Raw genomic sequence first — 17,332 nt, 5'->3', positions numbered from 1 at the left:
TAGCAACAACAATAACACGATCCATCCCCTTCATTTACCCGTGATGAAGGGGAGAGGACGGGTCCGGTTTCGACATGGTTGGCCATCAGATGATGGCCTTTTTTTTTGCCTGCCCGACGACGTTACCCGGCCATAGCCAGCGTCTTCAGCCAGCGGATGCCGCTTTCTGGCGAGGTCATCACCGGAACGGGTGGGGTGGGGAGCTGTTGCAGCACCCTGGCCATTGATGCCTGCGCCAGCATAATTACATCTGCCTGGGTGAATGCGTTCTGTAGCCCCTCGCTGACGATGCGATCGTGGGTGGCCGTATCTCCCGCCAGCAGCGCGTGGAAGGCATCTTCCATTAATACTGGCGTGATTGTGCGCGGCTTACCGCTTTCCTGAACCTGACGCTGTACATAATCCAGCGTCGGCTTCAGCGTAGTCGCGACGGTTGCCAGAACGGCAATGCGTTCGCCTTTTCCAATCGCCTCTTCAACCATTGCGCAATCAATACGTGCCAGCTGTAGCGGGGTCATAAACTGACACTGTTCAACTGCGGTACCAATTGATGAGCAGGCGGTAATGAAGATATCGCAGTCCGCTTTTTCCGCAATATGGACATAGTCAGCGATGCGGGCAGCAATATTCGGGGTTACCCCTCCGGCCTTCATTACCTGCTTGATCATCGACTCTTCAATCAGGTGCATCACCTCGACTTCCGGCATGATGTCGGCAATCAACTGCTGCATCATGGCGAGCGTGGCGGAACTGGTGTGCAGCATAGCGACCTTTTTCATTGTGCAATCTCCTTAAGCAAACTTTCTGCGACAGTTTGTGCCGCGTCGTGATCTTCCTGTGCCGACAAACCGCCTACCGCGACGGCACCCAGGCATTTTCCTTCATGGATAATCGGAATACCGCCAGGCAGGGCCGTGAAGCGAGCGTCGGCAAAGTAGCTGATATCCAGCTGCTCTTTTTGCAGGCGCTGCAAAAATGCCTGAGTGGTGCAGCCCAGGCGACTGCTGGTGCGTGCTTTGCGCTGGGTCAGTTCAATGGTTAACAGCCTGGCGTTATCCATCCGGGCGAAGCTCAGGAGTTCACCGCTGGCATCGCACACCGCGACGCTTAACGGACGTTGGTTATAGTGGGTAGCGGCGAGGCTGAGCGCATTTTCTACGGCGCGGCTGGCCTGCTCCAGGGTTAAAGTTGTCATCGTTTATTATCCTTTTGAAAGATGTTCGGAAGTGGGCTGAACAGGAGCTTTTGCGGCAATAGCCTGAGCGTGTCTGGCATCCTTCTTGCGCCAGTAGTTTGCCAGCAGCGAGCCGCTCACGTTGCCAAGCGGCGTCATGACCGCAGAGGCGAGACCAACCGTCGCCAGTTTGCCCATCGCGGCGGCAAGGCCGGAGGCCATTCCGCCATTTTGCAAACCAACCTCAAAGGCCACCGTGCGTGCCGATTGCACGTCCATGCGGAAGATCCAGCGGCTCATCAGATAGCCAATCAGGAAGCCGCCGAGGTTATGCATCAGCATGGCGAAGCAGAGCAGGAAGCCGACCTGCACCAGGTTGTCGCGTCCGGCTGCGGCTGCGGTCGTGGTGAAGAAAATAATCCCCATCATTGAGATCGTCGGCATGATCTTCTTGACGCCCGCAACGCGGCCATACAGCCAGTTGTAGAACAGCGCCCAGACCAGACCACCGGCAACAAAGTTCAGCACGACGGCGTACATCTGCGCTTCAGCGCTGGCGCTGCCAAAGAGTGCCTCCCAGCCTCCGGCGATCATATACACCAGCCAGACTGCGCCGATCCCCGCCAGGGTTTGTACTGTGCGACGTCCACGGATGCCGGCGTAGGTTTTCAGGTAGTCGTGTAAAATGGCGGCCCCGATAGGGATCAGCACAATTTTCACCACATCCATCACCATTGCCGTGAGCTGAATATCGATCATCGAACCTGCCAGCAAATTGACCCACAGCGGGGTCATCACCGTGGCTGCCAGCGTTGAGACGGCAGCGATGGAAACCGCCAGCGCCAGGTTGGCGTTCGCGATATAGACCATGACGGTAGAGGAGAGTCCGCTTGGGCAGGCGCCAATCAGCAGAATCCCGACCGCCACCTCAGGCGGAAAGTTAAAGATAAGCGTAATGCTCAGGCCGAGCAGGGGCATGATGACGAAGTGGCAGAAGGTGCCAATAAACACCGCCCAGGGCATTTTGGCGACGTCAATAAAGTCCTGGATCGTCAGCTTGGTACCCATGCTGAACATCGTGGCCTGGATCACTAAAAATACGATCCATTTGTGGGTGATATTGAAGCCGCCCCAGACAATCAGATCCGTGGACCAGGTCATGGCGGCGACGAAGCCTGCGATGATCCACAGAGTGAACTGGTAGCTGCGTAATCCTGGCCAGTAACCTGCCCCTGCCGCAAAGCCTGCGGTGAGCATCACCAGCCCGGGTTGCCAGAGCGCGGCGGACTGCATGAGTGCCCCTGTGGCTGCCAGTGCGCCACCGGCGATGCAGATGCCCAGCCCGGTTTTATGAATAACGGTGGTCATAGTCATTGAAATGTCCTTTCTTGCGTTATTGCTGCCGTGGTGGAATGGCTAATATTTGTCGTGCAATTTCCGGTGTGGCGACTTTTTTGTCCATGCTGCGAATAAGCGTGGCAAGTTTGGCAACCTGCTGATAATTATGTTGCGCCTTTTCTTCAGCACTTAAATAATAGCTGTCTTCAAAACCAATACGCACTTCACTGGCACCCATTGCGACGGCGGCAGCAATAATATCGAAGTTTTTTCTGCCAAAATGGGTAATTCCCCATAATGCATCGCGGGGGATCATACTGCGCAAGGCAATTAATGCATCGATCGTCGCCGGGGTACTTCCACGATGTCCCAGTACAATATTAAACAGCATTGGTTTTTGGAACGGGATCTTCTCTTCCAGGGTGAGAATGTTATTGATCATACCGATCTCAAAGACTTCAAATTCCGGAATGATATTGCGCTGGGTAATTTGCCTTGAACAATATTCCACATCGGGGGCGGGATTAAAATAAACCGCATCGCCGAGGTTGACGGAGCCCACGTTCAGTGAGGCCATCTCCACGCCGGGGCAGTCCAGAGGCGCGCAGCGCTCGGCGATGGTCATTGGCGAAACACCACCGGTAGAGGCCTGAATAATCAGGTCGGAATGGCGCATTACGCTGTCGATAGTGGCCTGAAAATCGGTGATATCTGGCGTCAGGCGTCCTTGTTGATCGCGAACGTGTAAATGAACAATGGCCGCACCATATTCCACGCTGGCGAGTATTTCCTGTGCCAGTTCTTCGGGTATAACTCTGGGGCAATCCGCGGCAACGGGTGCCAGCGAGATAATAACAGTATCTGACATGTTTTCCTCCGGTTTTCCGGTACAGAATAAATAAAATTATAAGTAAGGCGTTATCCAACGTAACGATTCAGGTCCGGGTGTTGACGGTTTATATTCACATCCCATCCACCCCTGGTAGTTCATTTTATTAATTAAGTCGAAAAGCCATGTTTCATTTAATTCACCCGTACCGGGTTCATGGCGACCTGGCACAGAAGCAATCTGAAAATGTTTAATGATCGGGAAATAGCGTTCAATATTGTTCGCCACGTTACCGTGTATTTTCTGACAGTGATAAATATCAAACTGTAAACCGATATTTTTTCTGCCGACTTTGCGGATAATGGATTCGGCCAGCGGAAAACTGTCAATAAGATAACCAGGCATATCTTCCGGATTTAACGGTTCAACCAGCACATCAATTCCGGCATCAGCCATCACATCACAGGCGAGGCGCAGACGATCCGCCAGCAGGCTGTGTTGGGCGGGCAGGGATAGCGCTTCGCAACGCAGACCCGCCATAACGTGAACCTGACGGCAGTTCAGGCCGGTTGCATAGTCGCGGGCGACCGCCAGAGAACGACGAAACGCCTCTTCACACCCAGGTAACCCTGCCAGTCCGCGTTCGCCCTGCTGCCAGTTTCCGGCCGGGGCGTTCATCAGCACCACCGGCAGGGCGTATTTCTGCTGTGCGGCTTGCAGCTGCGTCAGCGGGTGTTGCCAGAGAAACAAACCCTCAACGCCGTGAAAGCCCGCCTCTTTGGCGGCAGCAAAACGCGCCGCTACAGGCCGTTCGATAAATAACCAGTCAAGATTAGCCGCTAACTTCAGCATTGAGCATCCCCTCCCGGCTTTCGACCAGATGGAGCTTAACGCCCTGGCTGGCGATGGTCTGTTGAGCGCTATCGGGCAACTGATTGTCAGAAATAATATCGGTCAGCTGATCCAGCCCGCAGATATGGAACATGCCGTACTTGCCGAATTTACTGCTGTCGCAGACCAGTACCCGGCGGCGGGAAACGGTGAGTACCGCCTCTTTGACCGAGGCTTTGCCTTCGCTTGGCGTTGACATCCCGCGTTCCGTATCCCAGGAGGAGGAACTGAGAAACGCCACGTCAATGTTAATTGTGCGCAAAAAGCTGGCGGCACTTTTCCCAAGACAGGAGCGGTTGCGCTGATCCACCAGACCACCGGTGTGATACAGGGTGATATGCGGCATATCCATCAGATAATGGCTAATCGAGAAATCGTTGGTCACGACGGTCAGGTTAAAGCAGCGGCTGGCGGCAACCGCCTTCGTCACTTCAAACAGCGACGTTCCCGCATCCAGATAGAGCGTCTGTCCCGGCTCAATCAGCATAGCGGCAAGCTGCCCCATTTTCCGTTTCACCTCATGATTCAGCTCCGCTTTTTCCCGCCACGGCAGCTCGGATTTCAGCAGGTTATTAAGTTTCACCCCGCCGTTGATGGCGATAACCCTGCCTTCTTCTTCCAGTAGCTGAATGTCGCGGCGCACGGTCATGTGGGAAACGTTCATCAGCTCCGCCAGCTCGTTAAACGAAGCGACGTTTTTTTCATGCACGTAGCGGTAGATAAAGTCACGTCGTTGTTCGGGGATCATCATCTCACCTCACATTCGCCGGGATTGTTCGAGTTCAGCTACGGCTTCAGCGGTGAGCTGAACGTAGCCAAGCGGTTTTAAGGTCAGCCAGATGCGGGCGCTGTCTTCCAGTTCTTCAGCGTTAAACACCGCTTCGCGCAGCGAGCGACCACTTACTACCGGGCCATGGTTCGCCAGCAGCGCTGCCGTATGGTCGGCCGCAATGGCGCTCAGGGCGCTGGCAATGCCGTCATGTCCGGGTTTGAAGTAGGGGAGCAAAGGCAACCGCCCGACGCGCATTACATAGTAGGGCGTCAACGGTGGCAGACAATTCTCCGGCGTGTTACACGGCAGGCAGGAGAGTGCGGTCAGCCACGGTGAATGCAGATGAACCACTGCCCCGCAGGTGGGACGATGCCGATACCAGGCCAGGTGCATGGGCACTTCTTTTGACGGTTTATCACCGCTCAGATGTACCCCGTTGGCATCCAGTCGGCTCAGCGTGCTGGCGTCCAGCTCGCCCAGACAAGAGTTGGTTGGGGTAACCAGATAGCCGCCGTCCGGCAATTTGACGCTGAGATTGCCAGAACCTCCGCTGCTGTAGCCGCGCATAAACAGGGAGTGTCCATAATGGACCAGTTGTTCGCGGAGTTGGTGTTCACTCACCGGATTCATGATGCGTACTCCTGGGCAGTAAAAAAGAACGTCTCATCACCAAAATTGCCTGATTTAAGCGCCAGGGCCAGCGGGGGTTCTGCGGAAAACACCCAGGGAACGCCAGGGGCGATGGCCCTGCCGACGCTGAGACGCTTCAGCTGCAATGATTCCACGACGGTGCCGGATGTCTCGCCACCGGCGACAATAAAGCCATTAACGCCTGCGGCCTGGAGTTTTGTCGTCAGCGTGGCAAAGGTGTGTTCAATCGCCCGGCTGGCTTGCTGCTCGCCATACTCCTGTTGAATGCGTTTTAGCGCGTCAGGCGGCTGGGTGGCGTAAATCAGCGGCGCGAGGGCGTCGTTGACGTGCGACATTGCCCAGAGCGCCAGCTCATCGGTGTAACGATCGGTATCCGCCAGGCAGCGGGCAACGTCGAGCTGGCAGGATGCCGCCTCCGCCTTATAACGCATGACCTGACGATTGCTCATGACTGAACAGCTGCCGGAGAACACCACGGTTTTCGCCGGTTGCGCAAAGGCGTTCGGTTGGGCGTGAGAAAGATGTGCAGCTGCACTGCCCGCCAGCGCACCGCCAAGTCCGGAGCCGCCCGCCAGCAGAGGGGAGTCGCGCAGTGCCAGCGCGAGGATGTCCAGATCCTCTTCGGTCAACGTATCGACGATAACGTGGCGCTTCCCTTCGCTCTGGCTGCGGCTCAGCGCGTGAGTGACTGCTTCCACACCGCGGCGAATGATGCTGAGATCGATACAACCAACTGCGTTCGGGGTTTGCGCGGCCAGCAGACGTGGCAGACTGGCATCGGTCATCGGATTCAGCGGGTGTCTTTCCATGCCGGATTCGTTCAGCAGCACACCATTCACAAACAGATGTCCGTGAATCACCGTGCGCCCGTTTTGCGGCAGCGCGGGGCAATGAACGATCAGCGGGGCTTGCATCACCTGCATCAGGGCATCGCTGACCGGACCAATATTACCGGCGGGGGTGGAATCAAACGTTGAGCAATATTTAAAGTAGATCTGCGAGACGCCCGCCCGGTTTCTCAACCACTCAGCGCAACGCAGAGACTGGGCGACGGCCTGTTCTGCTGGCAGGGAGCGGCTTTTCAGGGAGATAACAATGGCATCGACCTCTTCGTTCCACGCCTGGGTAACGTCGGGCATACCGGGTAACAACGCGACCCGCCAGCCTCGCTCGACCATAAAACTTGCAATATCCGTAGCGCCGGTAAAATCGTCGGCGATAACGCCTGTGGTAACGGCCATACATCCACTCCGTTCAGATTGTCTGGTAATTGAATCTATTATTCAGGAGGATGTTTCACATTCACATGATGATTCTCACAAATAAGCACATCACTCATTTGAATGATTATCAATATAACTAACTGAAAATTATGAGTTATTTTTAATATCAGCGCTCAATAACAATCACATAAATCTGTGAAGATTCGTTAAGCTTTGAGAAAAGAGGTGAAAAAGGTGTAAGAAAGGGGATTTTAATGCTGATGAGAAAGGCAATTCAGAGCCTGACCCATCGGGCTATTTTGCCTGCTATTTTGCCTGCTATTTTGACTCCGGGCAGTGCTTGCTCAACACCCGACGTCTGCGGCATCCCGCAGGGTGAGCGTTGCGAATAATCCTCACGAACGACGTGTACGCTCCGGTTTTTCCGCGCTGTCGGTGTTCAAACTGCCTGCGCCAATGACGCCTGGTGGCCAGGCTCTTATCCGCTCTTGCGATTTGATCATAATCACCTGAATAAATGAGATTATTTTTTGCGGTTAGCATCATTCTTTCCGCAGGATAAATTTTGCATATTACGGGTTTAAATATCAAAACGACTGGAGAATTGCGTGCCTTTACAAATTCAGGATGACTATTTGCACTGTTTCTTCTCGCTGGCTGAGGTTTTTTCCAGCGCGACGGGACTGGCCGCCGTCGTGGTGGATATTAAAGGAAAAGCGCTCTCCGAATACCATAATTTTAATTCTTTCTGCACGCGTATGCGTTCGCATCCACAATATCTGGAAAGCTGTCAAAAGTGTGATAAATATTGTGCTTTTGAAGGGCTGAAAGAGGAGAAAATTAGAATAATCTGTTGTCATGCCGGGTTAAGTTGCTTCTCTATGCCATTAATTAACGCCGGACAATTACATGGATTTATTATTTGTGGTCAGGTGCGGGCAAAATATCAGGAATATAAAACCATTCTGATTGATGACGATCGACAGTGGATCCATGATCCTGAAATAAAATCTGCGTGGGAGCAGGTTAAAGTGGTTGATAATAATCACCTCGTGGCGGCGGCAAACTTGCTCAGTTTTATTATTAATAATCTCAATCCCGCGGAGAACGTCACAAGGGAAGAGGCGAAGCCGCAGCTCAGCGAGCTGCGTTTTTCGTATGCTGAACTTTCCCGCCATGAAAAGAAACTGGCAGCGGCATTACGCTATATTGATGAGCACTTATATGACGAGCTGACGCTGGAATCGGTCGCCGCCCATGTCTGTCTGAGCGCCAACTACTTTAGCCGTTTCTTTAAGAAACGGCAGGGCGTGAACTTTAAAACCTGGGTCAGTCAAAAGAAAATGCAGCGTGCGGGAGAGTTGCTGCGCGATCCCACTTACTCTATCGACAGCATAGCCCGGAAACTTCAGTACGCGCAGACCAGCTATTTTTGTCGCGTTTTCCGGGCGGCTCACCGGACCTCTCCACAGTCATTCCGTCATGAGCAACTCTCGCAGTAGCGCGTTTGCGTCACCTCGGGAATAAAAGAGAGTCGGTCACTCAGACTGACGACTTCGCCAACCACAATCAGCGCGGGCGGTGCAATGTTTGCCTCCTGAGCTTTACTTAACAGCGTACCCAGAGTGCAGGTCAGACGACGCTGATTTTCGCGTGTGGCCGACATCACAATAGCGGCTGGCGTATTGGGGGATTTGCCTCCCATCAGTAGCTCTTCGCAGATAAACGGTAAATTGGCGATGCCCATTACGATCACCAGCGTTCCGTGTAGCCTGGCGAGCTGGCGCCAGTCCTGCTGCTGATTGCCTTCGCGGGTATGACCGGTCACGACATGAAATCCGGAAGCCAGATCCCGGTGGGTAACGGGGATCCCGGCACAGGCAAGGCCGCCAATGGCGGAGCTGATTCCTGGTACCACTTCAAAGGGAATTCTCTCTTCCACCAGACATTCAACTTCCTCAGCGCCGCGGCCAAAGACATACGGATCGCCGCCTTTCAGACGAACAATGTTGTGATGGGTTCTGGCATGATGAAGCAGCAGGGCGTTGATCTCATGCTGGGGAACACAATGATTACCAGGATTTTTCCCGACGTTAATCAAGGTGCAGTCCTTTGCGGCCCATTCGAGGATTTTGGGGTTAACCAGGCGATCATAAATAATCACGTCGGCCTGATGAATACAATGCTGCGCTTTTAGCGTCAGTAATGATATATCGCCTGGACCGGCGCCAACGAGCCAGACTTTTCCGGAAGTTTTCACATTGTGTCCTTTACATGACTGGAGAAAAAAGGGATCCAGGACTAAAAAACATCTGAGAAAAGCGGTCGATTGTCTTTTAGCCACAAAGCTAAATTCTCCTGAAATAATAAGAAAATAATATTGATTAAACTCGCAAACTTTTTTCTCCGTTAAACAAGTGATCATGAAAAATTATTAAGAACTTATTGGCACTATTTGTCTTAATTAACCTTATTTAAATTGTGTTTATTGCTGTGGTTGAGTATTATTGGTTATTATTTGTTCGTCTCCAGAGTGAATAAATCATGGAGTGGATCAATGACATCCTGACCGGAAATAATATATATGCTCGTCATACTTCAAGTTGCTGGTGCGTTAGCTTTGTTAATCGTCCTTCAGCTTCGCCCCTGTGGGGCCAGCGCAAGGGGACGACGTCGTTTTGTCCCGCAACCGAATTATTTAGAGTATAGCTCTCGGGTTTATCTGGAGGGAGTGCGTTATTTTTTTATCACTTAAACTATTTTTCTACGCTGCATATGGAAGACGTTATGAGAGGAAAGATACCCAAGACCGAATTGCTGGTGACTTTTGAAGTGGTGGCGCGACATGAAAGTTATACCCGGGCAGCCGAGGAGTTGGCGTTAACACAAAGTGCTGTCTTCAGACAGGTAAATGCACTGGAAGATTTTTTGTGTACGTCGTTATTCAATCATGCCAAAAAACGGATTTTTTTAAACGACGCAGGTAAACATTATTTGAGTATCGTTAAGGAAACACTTAACAAGCTCGAACGTGATACCAATACCATAATGACCTGGCAACCGACGGTGGAGGTCATTGAGCTGGCCGTCAATCCTACCTTCAGTACCCACTGGCTGATCCCGAATCTGCGTGAATTTAATAAGCTCAATCCGGATATTATCGTCAATATTCATTCGCTGGCGAATATTGGTGATTTTCTTAATCGCGAATACGATGCCGCCATCATGCGTGAGGACTTTTGTTCGCCATGGTCGGAAGTGGAGTATTTGTTCGAAGAGGAGATCCTGCCGGTCTGTAGCGGAAGTTTGCTGTCGGAACCTAATCAGAAGCTGGCAGTAGAGGAGCTGCTTAATGAATTTCCCTTGCTTCATCAAAGTACGCGGATCAACGGCTGGCAGGAGTGGTTCGCACTGTCGAACGTCAGCAGCCCGCTGGCGAATAAAGGTCCCCGTTTCGATCTGCTTTCGATGCTGATTGCTGCGGTACGATCAAACCTGGGCGTGGCATTGCTGCCGCGTTTTGCGATCCAGCACGATCTGGATAATGGCGATATGGTGATCCCTTGTGATGTTCCGATGCGCACCGGGAATCGTTTCATCATGACGTGGCGAGAAGAGAAAGCGGAATCCCGTCATTTACAGGTATTCCGCGACTGGTTACTGCAAAAATCGGTGGTGTCCCAGGTGGGACGCTGATGCCGGATGGCGACGCGGATGCGTTTTATCCGGCCTGCAGACGGTACAAACTGTAGGCCGGATAAGCGAATGCGCCATCCGGCAAAAGCGTGACTACCAGTCAATCCCCGCCTGCGCCTGGATACCGCTGTCAAACGCGTGTTTCACCGGGCGAAGTTCACTGACCGTATCGGCCAGTTCCAGCAGCTGAGTATGGCAGCCGCGACCGGTGACGATCACACTTTGTTGCGTCGGACGATTCCTGAGAGCGGCGATCACTTCCTGGGTATCCAGATAGTGGTAAGCCAGCATATAGGTTAGCTCATCCAGTATCACCAGATCATAGTCGGGATCGGCCAGCATACGCTTGCTCTCCAGCCAGACCGCCATTGCCGCCTGAATGTCCGTTTCCCGGTTTTGCGTTTCCCAGGTAAAATCGGTGCCCATAATGTGAAACTCAACGCCGAGCGGATGCAGAGTATTGTATTCGCCGTTGTCCCACTGTCCTTTAATGAACTGCGCGACGCCAACGGTCTTACCGTGGCCGAGGGCGCGTGTTGCTGTGCCAAAGGCCGCTGTGGATTTACCTTTACCGTTTCCGGTGAAGACGATCAGAATCCCTTTCTTTTCGGTGGCCGCCGCCACGCGGGTATCAACCTGCTCTTTCAGCTTTTGCTGCCGCTGGCGGTGTCTGTCTACGTTGGCTCGCGCTTCCATCATTGCTCCTTAATGTCCAGCCGGGCAGGATGCGCAGCGATGCTGCTGCTCAAACTGACTGAAGAAATTATTCCCCTTGTCGTCCACCAGCATAAAGGCAGGCAGGTTCTCGACTTCCATCATCCAGACCGCCTCCATACCCAGTTCAGGATACTCAAGACAGCGCAGACTCTTCACATACTGCTGTGCCAGTAACGCCGCGGCGCCGCCGATGCTGCCCAGGTTAAAGCCGCCATGCTTATGGCAGGCATCCGTCACCTGCTGGCTCCGGTTACCTTTGGAGAGCATGATCAGGCTGCCGCCGGCGGCCTGGAAAGCGTCAACATAACCGTCCATGCGTCCACCGGTGGTGGGGCCGAGAGAGCCACAGGCCTGATTGTCGGGTGTTTTTGCCGGACCCGCGTAATAAACAATGTGGTTCTTCATGTATTCCGGCATCGGTTCGCCGTTATCCAGGCGCTCTTTGATTTTGGCATGGGCGATATCGCGGGCGACGACAATCGGACCGCTTAGCGACAGCCGCGTGCCGATGGGCAATGCGGACATGTCGTGCAGGATCTCGCGCAGTGGACGGTTCAAATCGAGCTGTACGGTCTGGCCGCTGTTTTCCACACGACAGGATTCGGGGATAAATTTTCCCGGATTATGCTCCAGTTTTTCCAGCCAGATACCGTGCTTGTTAATCTTCGCTTTGATATTACGGTCGGCGGAGCAGGAGAGGGCCATAGCAACAGGACAGGAGCCGCCGTGACGCGGCAGGCGAATCACGCGAATATCGTGGGCGAAGTATTTACCGCCAAACTGTGCGCCGATGCCGAATTCACGACTGGCGTTGAGCAACGTGGTTTCCAGCGCCGTATCGCGAAACGCCTGGCCCAGCTCGTTCCCGCTGGTGGGCAAGCTGTCGTAATATTTTGTGGAAGCCAGCTTTGCCACCTTCAATGCCTGATCGGCAGAGAGGCCGCCCACGACAAAGGCGATGTGGTACGGCGGGCAGGCGGCGGTGCCCAGTGATTTCATCTTTTCAATCAGGAATGCGGTGAGTTTTTCCGGTTGCAGGATGGATTTCGTCTCCTGGAACAACGCCGCTTTGTTGGCTGAACCGCCGCCTTTATTGACGAACAGGAAGCGGTATTCGCTGCCCGGCGTGGCGCTGATGTCGATCTGTGCGGGCAGGTTGGTCTGGGTATTTACCTCGGTATACATATCCAGCGGCGCATTTTGCGAGTAGCGCAGATTGGATTCCCGGAAGGTCGTATAAACCCCTCTGCTTAACGCTTCGGCATCATCACAGCCGGTCCACACGTTCTGTCCTTTACTCGCTACTATGGTGGCCGTTCCGGTATCCTGGCAGTTTGGCAGAACGCCTTTCGCTGAAACTTCCGCATTGCGCAGTAACTGTAGGGCGACATATTTATCGTTACTGCTGGCCTGCGGGTCATGCATAATACTGGCGATCTGTTTTAAATGTCCGGCGCGCAGGAAAAAGGAAGCCTCATAAAATGCCTGCTGGGCAAGCAACGTTAACGCCTCTGGCGCGACTTTAATGACTTCTTCCCCATCTAATTCTGTTACCGTAATATATTGATTACTCAGTAATTCATATTCTGTATTATCTTTACTTTGAACAAAAAGTTCCTGCCAGACAAATGGTTTAGACATATGACTTCTCACTTTGTGGCTGTTTTCAACTGCAGGCCGTATCCGGCCTGCATTGGGTGGCGTTGTTATTGTGCTAAAAAGAGATTGGCCTGTGTTGCATGAGCGACATACTCAATGGTTTGCTGCGCGCGAACGCTGTTACCCGCTTCATCCAGCGGGGGAGAGTAGACCGCAATAGCGTATTGTCCTGGTACCACGGCAACCATCCCGCCGCCGACGCCGCTTTTCGCTGGAATACCGACGGTGTACAGCCATTTGCCGCTGCCGTCATACAATCCGGCAATCGCCATTTCTGCCAGCACCTGGGGTACGTGGCTTTCATTGAGCAACTGCTTGCCGTTGAAAGGCGATTTTCCCTTGTTGGCGAGCACCGCGCCCATTTTGGCGAGCTGCTCGGTGGTGATATCCACTGAGCACTGACGGGTGTAGATTTCGACGGCTTCCTGGGTATTGCCATAAAAACTGTTGTAGGACTCCATCAGCATCGCCAGCGCCTGATTATGCTGATTGGTTTCCATTTCTGATTTGAACACTGGCTCATTGACGGTGAGCGAAGCATCGGCCCAGACATTCAGGTTGTTGAGGATTTTGTTCCAGCGCTCAGTTTTGTCTTTTGCCTCAATCAGGCTGACCGTGCTCATTGCACCTGCATTGACCAGAGGGTTTTCCGGTGCGCCTTTGGTGAGTTCGACGGCTAAGCCTGAGTTAAAAGGCAGGCCGGTGGCATTCGCGCCGAGTTTATCCAGCACCTCCTGCGGGCCATGCTGCTCCATCGCCAGCGCCAGGGTGAAAACTTTGCTCAGGGACTCCATCGGGAACGTTTTTTTCACGTCGCCGACCTGATAAATTTTGCCGTCGACCGTAGCGATAGTGATGGCGAAATTGTTGGGGCTATAAGTTGCCAGAGCAGGGATGTAGTCGGCGACTTTACCCTCATTGTTGCTTTTAAATTTTTGATACGCCTGCCCGATAAGCGTGGCGTAGTCCGGCGTGGTTTGCGCCTGCGTAGCCGCGCTAAACAGTAAGCTGGCTGTTAAGAGGCTCGCGCCGAAAAATTTTACGTTCATGGTGTCATAACCCTGATGAATTTATTATAAAAAGGCCGACGGCTGTCGGCCTGTCGTATCAGGACATCGCAACTTCAGAAGGTTCGGCGGCAGGACGTTCCTGCTCCGGCGTTTTGACAGGGGCGGTGCCACGGCAGCCTCCACCGAAGTGCTCGCCTTCCCAGCGACCGATGATCGCCGCACCCATTGCGTTACTCATGACGTTGGTCGCAGAGCGGCCCATATCAAGGAACGGATCGACACCCATCAGCAGGATCAAACCGGCTTCGGGGATATTGAACTGGTTAAGGGTTGCGGCGATAACCACCATAGAGGCACGCGGTACGCCCGCCATCCCTTTGGAGGTCAGCATCAGGATTAATAACATGGTGATTTGCTCGCCCATGCTCAGCTCAATGTTGCACGCCTGCGCGATAAACACGGTGGCAAAGGAGCAGTAGGCCATCGAACCGACCAGGTTAAACGAGTAACCGATGGGCAGTACGAAGCTGGCAATCTTGGAGGAGACGCCAAATTTTTCCAGCTTGTTCAGCGTGCCGGGGAAGGCGGCTTCGGAACTGGAGGTGGTGAAGGCCAGCAGCGCAGGTTCGAGAATCGCTTTCGTCAGGCGACCGATGCACGGACCCACAATCATCGCCGACAGACCAATCAGGATCGCCCACAGCATGCCGAGCGTCAGGTAGAACTCGCCCATGAAGATCCCGGCGCTGACCATCACGCCCAGGCCACGTTCGGCAATCAGACCGGAAATGGCCGCGAACACGGTTAACGGCGCGAACAGCATGACGTAGCCCGTCAGCTTCAGCATCACGTGTACCAGAGAGTCGAGAACCTTAACGATAGGATCGGCTTTCTCGCCAATTGCCGCCAGACTACAGCCGAGGAAAATCGAGAACACCACGATTTGCAGTATTTCGTTGCGTGCCATTGCATCAACGATACTGGTCGGCACCGCGTGAGAGATAAATACTTTCAGCGTGAAGGGTTCGGACTGAACGGCAGCGACAGCCCCGACGTCATGAGGAACAAAGTTAATGCCCACGCCCGGCTGGAACAGATTGACGATCACCAGGCCCAGCGCAATTGACAGCAGGGAAGCACAAATAAAGAGGAAAAAGGTTTTAGAAAATATACGTCCCAGCGTTTTCGCATCGCCCATTTTGGCAATGCCGACGACCAGGGTAGAAATAACCAACGGGGCGATAATCATTTTTACCATACGCAAGAAAATAGTGGTAAAAATTGAAATATCTTGCGCGTACGCCTTTGCTGTATCTGCCGATGACATATTATTAATGACCACCCCGGCAATCATGCCGAGTATCAATCCTAATATGATCATTTTCGTTAAACTAATTTTCTTCATTATTACTCCATCGGATAAAGGCTGGCCATACCCTTCGTCTTTCAAACCCTATTATTGTTGGCTACGGTCATTATCCCCAGTCACAGAGTGACCTGTGCGCCTGGGGATTGTTGAACGTGCCGCCTCAATACGACTTGAGATCCATTGGGTATGATTGTAGGGGGATGCAGCTAGCCGGACAGCAGCCCAGCGGCAAGCCTGAACAACCAACCGCATGAATTATCTGGAATACAGTGGTACAGCGAAATCCTGTACGCCAATGGCTTTTGTTGTATTTGTAAACTACAGATCGAACTCAATATTTAATAACGGCGCATGCTGCTGCGCGCCATAAACATCATTATCACCAACGTTGCCGGAAATAATATCGCGGGGCATGACAATTTTTACCGCATTTGCCGGGTCGAACCAGACAATACGATGAATAAAGTCAGGCTTAACGTTATACAAGCTGGCAATAAGCTGCGGCGTTAATTGCTCCGAGGCTTTTACCCGCTGATAGTCTTCCCGGGTTTTAAATAAAATATCTAAAACCAGTTCATACGGTCCGGCGTTTTTGGAACGAATCACCTGCGCCAGTGAGCAAATAGAGTGTTTCATGCCTGAACTCCTTCTGGCGTCACCTGCTCGATGTGGAAATCAAAACGCAGCGCGTCGCTCGCTTCAATCAGATGGTAGATTGAGAATTCATACACCGGGCCGCTTTGAATATCGGAAGGCGAGAACGGGAAGGCGAGGTTGCCCGCTGTTGCAATCCGGTTTTCATAGCCATAGTGCAGCAGGGTAGAGCGCACCAGCGAACAGACGCTGTTGGCGATATCCTGCGTTGGTGCAACCACATCCAGCAAAATGCCCAGTTCGTGTCCGGCTGTCTGCATCGGCTCATGGTTGCCCATGACGCCGTTCTTCCCGTACAGGTGGAACGTCATGCGGATGCTGTCGTCATTCAGCGAGAGATTACGCTTTACGCTGGCCTGGACGTCTTCGAGAATGTTATCGATCCCGGCAATCATGATCGGGTCGCGAGTGCCGGCGATAGTCAGGCAGCGGAAGCCTACCTGACGTGCCCCTTCCAGCTTCAGTGCGTACGGCGTCGCTTCGTGACGGGAACCGCTGACGTAGACTTCGCCTTCGTTTACCGCCTTGAAACTGCACTCTTTCAGATTCAGTACGCCGCCCGGTCCCGGCAGGAAGTAGGGATCGGACTTCTCATACAGCGTGTGCGCCGCAGCAGAGGTTTCGGTGAACTTACGCTTCGGATTGAACGTCTTGAGCGTAAAGCCGTTGTCGTCGATGATCCCCATCGCGCAGTCGGAACCGGACCCCGGCGTGGCGGCAATGGCCGCGCACTCCAGGATCTTGCCGCAGTGCAGGGCCAGACCTTCATCAAACCCCTGCATAATGGGAAGTGCCGCGAAGCAGGCGGGATCGTACGCGCGTCCCCCCAGCACCACCTGAGCACCGGCTTCCAGCGCACGCTGGAAAGGTTCGATGCCCATCTGCGCAACGATGTAGGTACTCTCTTCGATGGCCTCGTGGGTCAGCGCCGGGACAAAATCCAGTGCGGTGATTTTCCCGTTATCCAGCGCCTGATGAACGATCTCTTTATCGACGTCAGAGGGGATCAGCGCCATTGAGAATGACAGCTTCTCTTCCTGGGCAATCTCGAGGACTATCTGGCGACACCACTCCAGGTGCGGTGCGGCACCGGAGCCTCCGGCGGTGCCAATCACCACCGGAATGTTGTGCTTAACGCCTGCCACTATCATATAGCGCAGATCGCGTTTCACTCCCGCCCGATCGGTGAAGGGTTTACCTGCCCCCAGGTAATGGGGGCCGGGATCGGATGAACCTGCGTCAACTGCAATAAGATCCGGTGACTCTTCCATGGCTTTACGAAAACTCTCTTCCGGGAAGCCATAACCCAGGATAGCCGTTGGCGATAAGATCTTAAATGTACGAGCCAT

General features: G+C 53.3%; 18 protein-coding genes. 3 read left to right on the top strand and 15 right to left on the bottom strand.

The window, feature by feature from the left end; all coding sequences use genetic code 11:
- Window positions 1-122: 122 nt before the first annotated feature.
- The 8 genes from C3432_RS09480 to otnK are packed head-to-tail and all read right to left on the bottom strand — an operon-like array spanning window position 123 to window position 6,896.
- Window positions 123-779, bottom strand: a complete 657-nt coding sequence (locus tag C3432_RS09480; RefSeq protein ID WP_103776362.1) for an aspartate/glutamate racemase family protein — start codon at window positions 777-779, stop codon at window positions 123-125.
- Window positions 776-1,195 carry a GlcG/HbpS family heme-binding protein gene (locus C3432_RS09475; RefSeq protein ID WP_103776361.1) on the bottom strand — a complete coding sequence of 140 codons (420 nt, stop codon included), beginning with the start codon at window positions 1,193-1,195 and terminating at the stop codon, window positions 776-778. The genes C3432_RS09480 and C3432_RS09475 overlap by 4 nt, the downstream gene beginning before the upstream one ends.
- A gap of 6 nt (window positions 1,196-1,201) precedes the next feature.
- The gene (locus tag C3432_RS09470) at window positions 1,202-2,548 is read right to left on the bottom strand and encodes a bile acid:sodium symporter family protein (protein ID WP_103776360.1); all 1,347 of its coding nucleotides are present in this window, start codon (window positions 2,546-2,548) and stop codon (window positions 1,202-1,204) included.
- A gap of 19 nt (window positions 2,549-2,567) precedes the next feature.
- Window positions 2,568-3,380, bottom strand: a complete 813-nt coding sequence (locus C3432_RS09465) for a BKACE family enzyme (protein WP_103776359.1) — start codon at window positions 3,378-3,380, stop codon at window positions 2,568-2,570.
- Between the two features lie 36 nt (window positions 3,381-3,416).
- The gene (locus C3432_RS09460; protein WP_103776358.1) at window positions 3,417-4,193 is read right to left on the bottom strand and encodes a hydroxypyruvate isomerase family protein; all 777 of its coding nucleotides are present in this window, start codon (window positions 4,191-4,193) and stop codon (window positions 3,417-3,419) included.
- A complete protein-coding gene (locus C3432_RS09455; RefSeq protein ID WP_181012892.1) occupies window positions 4,174-4,983 on the bottom strand; it encodes a DeoR/GlpR family DNA-binding transcription regulator in 810 nt (269 codons plus the stop codon). Before C3432_RS09455 ends, C3432_RS09460 begins: the two co-directional genes overlap by 20 nt.
- Window positions 4,984-4,989: 6 nt before the next feature.
- The gene (otnC, locus tag C3432_RS09450; RefSeq protein WP_103776356.1) at window positions 4,990-5,634 is read right to left on the bottom strand and encodes a 3-oxo-tetronate 4-phosphate decarboxylase; all 645 of its coding nucleotides are present in this window, start codon (window positions 5,632-5,634) and stop codon (window positions 4,990-4,992) included.
- On the bottom strand, window positions 5,631-6,896 hold the full coding sequence (gene otnK / locus C3432_RS09445) for a 3-oxo-tetronate kinase (protein WP_103776355.1): 1,266 nt from the start codon (window positions 6,894-6,896) through the stop codon (window positions 5,631-5,633). Before otnK ends, otnC begins: the two co-directional genes overlap by 4 nt.
- 236 nt (window positions 6,897-7,132) lie before the next feature.
- Between otnK and C3432_RS27650 the strand changes: the two genes are divergently transcribed.
- Both C3432_RS27650 and C3432_RS09440 read left to right on the top strand, forming a co-directional pair.
- Window positions 7,133-7,270 carry a hypothetical protein gene (locus C3432_RS27650; protein WP_181012891.1) on the top strand — a complete coding sequence of 46 codons (138 nt, stop codon included), beginning with the start codon at window positions 7,133-7,135 and terminating at the stop codon, window positions 7,268-7,270.
- A 216-nt stretch (window positions 7,271-7,486) separates the two neighbouring features.
- Window positions 7,487-8,380, top strand: coding sequence for a PocR ligand-binding domain-containing protein (locus C3432_RS09440; protein WP_103776354.1), 894 nt, complete (start codon window positions 7,487-7,489; stop codon window positions 8,378-8,380).
- Here C3432_RS09440 and cobA read toward each other — a convergent pair.
- Window positions 8,359-9,138 (bottom strand): uroporphyrinogen-III C-methyltransferase, encoded by a 780-nt coding sequence (gene cobA / locus C3432_RS09435; RefSeq protein ID WP_103776353.1) that lies wholly within the window; start codon window positions 9,136-9,138, stop codon window positions 8,359-8,361. The two genes, C3432_RS09440 and cobA, sit on opposite strands and share 22 nt — an antisense overlap.
- 527 nt (window positions 9,139-9,665) lie before the next feature.
- Here cobA and C3432_RS09430 point away from each other — a divergent pair.
- Window positions 9,666-10,574 (top strand): LysR family transcriptional regulator, encoded by a 909-nt coding sequence (locus C3432_RS09430; protein ID WP_103776352.1) that lies wholly within the window; start codon window positions 9,666-9,668, stop codon window positions 10,572-10,574.
- Window positions 10,575-10,667: 93 nt separating this feature from the next.
- Here the strand turns inward: C3432_RS09430 and cobO are convergent, their stop codons facing one another.
- The 6 genes from cobO to C3432_RS09400 form a co-directional block, all read right to left on the bottom strand.
- Window positions 10,668-11,270: a cob(I)yrinic acid a,c-diamide adenosyltransferase gene (cobO, locus tag C3432_RS09425; RefSeq protein ID WP_103776351.1), complete on the bottom strand. Its 603-nt coding sequence runs from the start codon at window positions 11,268-11,270 to the stop codon at window positions 10,668-10,670.
- Window positions 11,271-11,279: 9 nt separating this feature from the next.
- Window positions 11,280-12,932: a class I fumarate hydratase gene (locus C3432_RS09420; RefSeq protein ID WP_103776350.1), complete on the bottom strand. Its 1,653-nt coding sequence runs from the start codon at window positions 12,930-12,932 to the stop codon at window positions 11,280-11,282.
- A 65-nt stretch (window positions 12,933-12,997) separates the two neighbouring features.
- Complete coding sequence (glsA, locus tag C3432_RS09415) at window positions 12,998-13,999, bottom strand: glutaminase A (RefSeq protein ID WP_103776349.1); 1,002 nt, start codon at window positions 13,997-13,999, stop codon at window positions 12,998-13,000.
- Window positions 14,000-14,057: 58 nt separating this feature from the next.
- Window positions 14,058-15,365 (bottom strand): dicarboxylate/amino acid:cation symporter, encoded by a 1,308-nt coding sequence (locus C3432_RS09410; RefSeq protein ID WP_103776348.1) that lies wholly within the window; start codon window positions 15,363-15,365, stop codon window positions 14,058-14,060.
- A 282-nt stretch (window positions 15,366-15,647) separates the two neighbouring features.
- Window positions 15,648-15,965 carry a DUF4387 domain-containing protein gene (locus tag C3432_RS09405; protein ID WP_103776347.1) on the bottom strand — a complete coding sequence of 106 codons (318 nt, stop codon included), beginning with the start codon at window positions 15,963-15,965 and terminating at the stop codon, window positions 15,648-15,650.
- Entirely contained in the window at window positions 15,962-17,332 is a 1,371-nt protein-coding gene (locus C3432_RS09400) for an acyclic terpene utilization AtuA family protein (protein ID WP_103776346.1), read from the bottom strand. Before C3432_RS09400 ends, C3432_RS09405 begins: the two co-directional genes overlap by 4 nt.

Source organism: Citrobacter amalonaticus (genome assembly GCF_002918555.1).
Taxonomy (GTDB): domain Bacteria; phylum Pseudomonadota; class Gammaproteobacteria; order Enterobacterales; family Enterobacteriaceae; genus Citrobacter_C; species Citrobacter_C amalonaticus_A.
The sequence above is the reverse complement of the archived record's forward strand: the minus strand, read 5'-3'. Positions and strand labels throughout refer to the sequence as shown.

Bases quoted from the DNA above. Each gene is read 5' to 3' on its own strand.
- C3432_RS09480 (WP_103776362.1), bottom strand. From the start codon at position 779: ATGAAAAAGGTCGCTATGCTGCACACCAGTTCCGCCACGCTCGCCATG.
- C3432_RS09475 (WP_103776361.1), bottom strand. From the start codon at position 1,195: ATGACAACTTTAACCCTGGAGCAGGCCAGCCGCGCCGTAGAAAATGCG.
- C3432_RS09470 (WP_103776360.1), bottom strand. From the start codon at position 2,548: ATGACTATGACCACCGTTATTCATAAAACCGGGCTGGGCATCTGCATC.
- C3432_RS09465 (WP_103776359.1), bottom strand. From the start codon at position 3,380: ATGTCAGATACTGTTATTATCTCGCTGGCACCCGTTGCCGCGGATTGC.
- C3432_RS09460 (WP_103776358.1), bottom strand. From the start codon at position 4,193: ATGCTGAAGTTAGCGGCTAATCTTGACTGGTTATTTATCGAACGGCCT.
- C3432_RS09455 (WP_181012892.1), bottom strand. From the start codon at position 4,983: ATGATGATCCCCGAACAACGACGTGACTTTATCTACCGCTACGTGCAT.
- otnC (WP_103776356.1), bottom strand. From the start codon at position 5,634: ATGAATCCGGTGAGTGAACACCAACTCCGCGAACAACTGGTCCATTAT.
- otnK (WP_103776355.1), bottom strand. From the start codon at position 6,896: ATGGCCGTTACCACAGGCGTTATCGCCGACGATTTTACCGGCGCTACG.
- C3432_RS27650 (WP_181012891.1), top strand. From the start codon at position 7,133: ATGCTGATGAGAAAGGCAATTCAGAGCCTGACCCATCGGGCTATTTTG.
- C3432_RS09430 (WP_103776352.1), top strand. From the start codon at position 9,666: ATGAGAGGAAAGATACCCAAGACCGAATTGCTGGTGACTTTTGAAGTG.
- cobO (WP_103776351.1), bottom strand. From the start codon at position 11,270: ATGGAAGCGCGAGCCAACGTAGACAGACACCGCCAGCGGCAGCAAAAG.
- C3432_RS09420 (WP_103776350.1), bottom strand. From the start codon at position 12,932: ATGTCTAAACCATTTGTCTGGCAGGAACTTTTTGTTCAAAGTAAAGAT.
- glsA (WP_103776349.1), bottom strand. From the start codon at position 13,999: ATGAACGTAAAATTTTTCGGCGCGAGCCTCTTAACAGCCAGCTTACTG.
- C3432_RS09410 (WP_103776348.1), bottom strand. From the start codon at position 15,365: ATGAAGAAAATTAGTTTAACGAAAATGATCATATTAGGATTGATACTC.
- C3432_RS09405 (WP_103776347.1), bottom strand. From the start codon at position 15,965: ATGAAACACTCTATTTGCTCACTGGCGCAGGTGATTCGTTCCAAAAAC.
- C3432_RS09400 (WP_103776346.1), bottom strand. From the start codon at position 17,332: ATGGCTCGTACATTTAAGATCTTATCGCCAACGGCTATCCTGGGTTAT.